At 48.9% G+C, this 5,282-nt stretch carries 1 tRNA gene and 3 rRNA genes; all 4 read right to left on the reverse strand.

Annotation, left to right across the window (positions count from 1 at the left end):
• Window position 1: 1 nt before the first annotated feature.
• Window positions 2–117: ribosomal RNA gene (rrf, locus tag K5Q34_RS11570) — 5S ribosomal RNA — on the reverse strand.
• 202 nt (window positions 118–319) lie between these two features.
• Window positions 320–3,223: ribosomal RNA gene (locus K5Q34_RS11575) — 23S ribosomal RNA — on the reverse strand.
• A 165-nt stretch (window positions 3,224–3,388) separates the two neighbouring features.
• Window positions 3,389–3,461 (reverse strand) — tRNA-Ala (locus tag K5Q34_RS11580).
• Window positions 3,462–3,514: 53 nt separating this feature from the next.
• Window positions 3,515–5,063 (reverse strand): 16S ribosomal RNA (locus K5Q34_RS11585).
• The 16S, 23S and 5S rRNA genes sit together here with 1 tRNA gene alongside, the layout of an rRNA operon.
• Window positions 5,064–5,282: the final 219 nt, after the last annotated feature.

Consider the following 5,282-nt stretch of genomic DNA (forward strand, 5'->3'; position numbering starts at 1 on the left):
TGCTAAGCGACTACCGTATCTAACAGGGGGCAACCCCCAACTACTTCAGGCGTTCTAGGGCTTAACTGCTGTGTTCGGCATGGGTACAGGTGTATCTCCTAGGCTATCGTCACTTAACTGTTGAGTCTTGTCAACTCAAAATTGAATATCTATATTCTAACAAGTTTTACCAACGCTGTCAATATTGACTTCGGTTTTAATAAGTAATTGTATTCGAACTAAAAAGCTAGTGATTTAGATAAATCTCCTTGAAGTCTAACCGACTTCCGCGTTGATTTCCTAAAATCATACGCTTTTCTTAACGTTCTCATTACTTAATTTGGATAAGTCCTCGAGCGATTAGTATTGGTCCGCTACATGTGTCGCCACACTTCCACTTCCAACCTATCTACCTGATCATCTCTCAGGGCTCTTACTAACATAAAGTTATGGGAAATCTCATCTTGAGGTGGGTTTCACACTTAGATGCTTTCAGCGTTTATCCCGTCCCTACATAGCTACCCAGCGATGCCTTTGGCAAGACAACTGGTACACCAGCGGTAAGTCCACTCTGGTCCTCTCGTACTAGGAGCAGATCCTCTCAAATTTCCTACGCCCGCGACGGATAGGGACCGAACTGTCTCACGACGTTCTGAACCCAGCTCGCGTGCCGCTTTAATGGGCGAACAGCCCAACCCTTGGGACCGACTACAGCCCCAGGATGCGACGAGCCGACATCGAGGTGCCAAACCTCCCCGTCGATGTGAACTCTTGGGGGAGATAAGCCTGTTATCCCCAGGGTAGCTTTTATCCGTTGAGCGATGGCCCTTCCATACGGAACCACCGGATCACTAAGCCCGACTTTCGTCCCTGCTCGAGTTGTAGCTCTCGCAGTCAAGCTCCCTTATACCTTTACACTCTGCGAATGATTTCCAACCATTCTGAGGGAACCTTTGGGCGCCTCCGTTACCTTTTAGGAGGCGACCGCCCCAGTCAAACTGCCCGTCAGACACTGTCTCCGATAGGGATAACCTATCCGGGTTAGAGTAGCCATAACACAAGGGTAGTATCCCAACAGCGCCTCCGTCGAAACTGGCGTCCCGACTTCATAGGCTCCTACCTATCCTGTACATGTGGTACAGATACTCAATATCAAACTGCAGTAAAGCTCCATGGGGTCTTTCCGTCCTGTCGCGGGTAACCTGCATCTTCACAGGTACTAAAATTTCACCGAGTCTCTCGTTGAGACAGTGCCCAAATCATTACGCCTTTCGTGCGGGTCGGAACTTACCCGACAAGGAATTTCGCTACCTTAGGACCGTTATAGTTACGGCCGCCGTTTACTGGGGCTTCAATTCAGATCTTCGCTTACGCTAAACCCTCCTCTTAACCTTCCAGCACCGGGCAGGCGTCACCCCCTATACATCATCTTACGATTTAGCAGAGAGCTGTGTTTTTGATAAACAGTTGCTTGGGCCTATTCACTGCGGCTGACCTTAAGTCAGCACCCCTTCTCCCGAAGTTACGGGGTCATTTTGCCGAGTTCCTTAACGAGAGTTCTCTCGCTCACCTGAGGCTACTCGCCTCGACTACCTGTGTCGGTTTGCGGTACGGGTAGAGTATGATACATCGCTAGAAGCTTTTCTCGGCAGTGTGACGTCACTAACTTCGCTACTTAACTTCGCTCCCCATCACAGCTCAATGTTATAGATACAAGCATTTGACTCATATCACACCTCACTGCTTAGACGGGCACTTCCATTCGCCCGCTTTAGTTAGCCTACTGCGTCCCTCCATCACTTCATACTCTAGTACAGGAATATCAACCTGTTGTCCATCGGATACACCCTTCGGTCTCTCCTTAGGTCCCGACTAACCCAGGGCGGACGAGCCTTCCCCTGGAAACCTTAGTCTTACGGTGGATGGGATTCTCACCCATCTTTCGCTACTCATACCGGCATTCTCACTTCTATGCGTTCCAGCACTCCTCACGGTATACCTTCTTCACACATAGAACGCTCTCCTACCATAACACCTAAGTGTTATCCACAGCTTCGGTAAATTGTTTTAGCCCCGGTACATTTTCGGCGCAGGGTCACTCGACTAGTGAGCTATTACGCACTCTTTGAATGAATAGCTGCTTCTAAGCTAACATCCTAGTTGTCTGTGCAACCCCACATCCTTTTCCACTTAACAATTATTTTGGGACCTTAGCTGGTGGTCTGGGCTGTTTCCCTTTCGACTACGGATCTTAGCACTCGCAGTCTGACTGCCGACCATAAATCATTGGCATTCGGAGTTTATCTGAAATCAGTAAACCGAGATGGCCCCCTCATCCAAACAGTGCTCTACCTCCAAGATTCTCAAATGTCGACGCTAGCCCTAAAGCTATTTCGGAGAGAACCAGCTATCTCCAAGTTCGTTTGGAATTTCTCCGCTACCCACAAGTCATCCAAGCACTTTTCAACGTGCCCTGGTTCGGTCCTCCAGTGCGTCTTACCGCACCTTCAACCTGCTCATGGGTAGGTCACATGGTTTCGGGTCTACGACATAATACTAATTCGCCCTATTAAGACTCGGTTTCCCTACGGCTCCGTCTCTTCAACTTAACCTCGCATCATATCGTAACTCGCCGGTTCATTCTACAAAAGGCACGCTCTCACCCATTAACGGGCTCGAACTTGTTGTAGGCACACGGTTTCAGGTTCTATTTCACTCCCCTTCCGGGGTACTTTTCACCTTTCCCTCACGGTACTGGTTCACTATCGGTCACTAGAGAGTATTTAGGGTTGGGAGATGGTCCTCCCGGATTCCGACGAGATTTCGCGTGTCTCGCCGTACTCAGGATACTGCTAGGTATAAAGAATATTTCAAATACGAGGCTATTACTCTCTTTGGCCTACCTTCCCAGGTAGTTCTTCTATACTCTTTAAGTCCACATTGCAGTCCTACAACCCCGAGGAGTAAACTCCTCGGTTTGCCCTCCTGCCGTTTCGCTCGCCGCTACTAAGGCAATCGCTTTTGCTTTCTCTTCCTGCAGCTACTTAGATGTTTCAGTTCACTGCGTCTTCCTCTTCACTACCTTAACAGTAGTGAGTGACAGGCATTACCTGCCGGGTTCCCCCATTCGGACATCCCTGGATCATTGCTTACTTACAGCTCCCCAAGGCATTTCGTCGTTAGTCACGTCCTTCATCGGCTTCTAGTGCCAAGGCATCCACCGTGCGCCCTTATTAACTTAACCTTATTAACCTAATTTTTTCAAAAATTAGAAAACTCATTAAATATTCACAGCGTTTTCGGTTTATTTTCTTGTTACTATTTCTATACGTACTGTTACATACGTTTAGGAATGTTTGATAGATATTCAATTTTCAATGGACAAAATCTTAACAACTTCCGTTGTTAATGGAGCCTAGCGGGATCGAACCGCTGACCTCCTGCGTGCAAAGCAGGCGCTCTCCCAGCTGAGCTAAGGCCCCACAAGACCTCTCAAAATTAAAGAAGACTAACGTACAGGTTTCCATTTCCTTAGAAAGGAGGTGATCCAGCCGCACCTTCCGATACGGCTACCTTGTTACGACTTCACCCCAATCATCTATCCCACCTTAGGCGGCTGGCTCCTAAAAGGTTACCTCACCGACTTCGGGTGTTACAAACTCTCGTGGTGTGACGGGCGGTGTGTACAAGGCCCGGGAACGTATTCACCGCGGCGTGCTGATCCGCGATTACTAGCGATTCCGACTTCATGTAGGCGAGTTGCAGCCTACAATCCGAACTGAGACTGGCTTTAAGAGATTAGCTTGCCGTCACCGACTTGCGACTCGTTGTACCAGCCATTGTAGCACGTGTGTAGCCCAGGTCATAAGGGGCATGATGATTTGACGTCATCCCCACCTTCCTCCGGTTTATTACCGGCAGTCTCGCTAGAGTGCCCAACTAAATGATGGCAACTAACAATAGGGGTTGCGCTCGTTGCGGGACTTAACCCAACATCTCACGACACGAGCTGACGACAACCATGCACCACCTGTCACCAGTGTTCCGAAGAAAAATCCTATCTCTAGGACGGTCACTGGGATGTCAAGACCTGGTAAGGTTCTTCGCGTTGCTTCGAATTAAACCACATGCTCCACCGCTTGTGCGGGCCCCCGTCAATTCCTTTGAGTTTCAACCTTGCGGTCGTACTCCCCAGGCGGAGTGCTTAATGCGTTAGCTGCGGCACTGAGTCCCGGAAAGGACCCAACACCTAGCACTCATCGTTTACGGCGTGGACTACCAGGGTATCTAATCCTGTTCGCTCCCCACGCTTTCGAGCCTCAGCGTCAGTTACAGACCAGAGAGCCGCTTTCGCCACCGGTGTTCCTCCATATATCTACGCATTTCACCGCTACACATGGAATTCCACTCTCCCCTTCTGTACTCAAGTTTGACAGTTTCCAAAGCGTACTATGGTTAAGCCACAGCCTTTTACTTCAGACTTATCAAACCGCCTGCGCTCGCTTTACGCCCAATAAATCCGGACAACGCTCGGGACCTACGTATTACCGCGGCTGCTGGCACGTAGTTAGCCGTCCCTTTCTGGTAAGATACCGTCACTGTGTGAACTTTCCACTCTCACACACGTTCTTCTCTTACAACAGAGCTTTACGATCCGAAAACCTTCTTCACTCACGCGGCGTTGCTCGGTCAGGGTTGCCCCCATTGCCGAAGATTCCCTACTGCTGCCTCCCGTAGGAGTCTGGGCCGTGTCTCAGTCCCAGTGTGGCCGATCACCCTCTCAGGTCGGCTATGTATCGATGCCTTGGTGAGCCGTTACCTCACCAACTAGCTAATACAACGCAGGTCCATCTCATAGTGAAGCAGTTGCTCCTTTCAAGCATCTACCATGCGGTAAATACTGTTATGCGGTATTAGCTATCGTTTCCAATAGTTATCCCCCGCTATGAGGCAGGTTACCTACGCGTTACTCACCCGTTCGCAACTCATCCGTCTAGTGCAAGCACCAGACTTCAGCGTTCTACTTGCATGTATTAGGCACGCCGCCAGCGTTCGTCCTGAGCCAGGATCAAACTCTCATAAAAAGTTTTGATTCAAACTCAAGCTATCACTAGCTTTCCGTTTTATTGTTTTATTTTGTCATTGACGATTTATCCTTAGATAAATCACCCTGCACGTTTGGTTCGTCTTCTTTAATTTTCAAAGGTCTTGTTCGTTATCGCGCTCTCGCGACAACTATCTTAGTTTATCATTTCTTAGAAACTTTGTCAACACTTTTTTGAAACTTTTTTTCGTTTCGCTGT

It is taken from the genome of Streptococcus sp. 2018110 (genome assembly GCF_019754115.1).
Classification (GTDB): domain Bacteria; phylum Bacillota; class Bacilli; order Lactobacillales; family Streptococcaceae; genus Streptococcus; species Streptococcus hashimotonensis.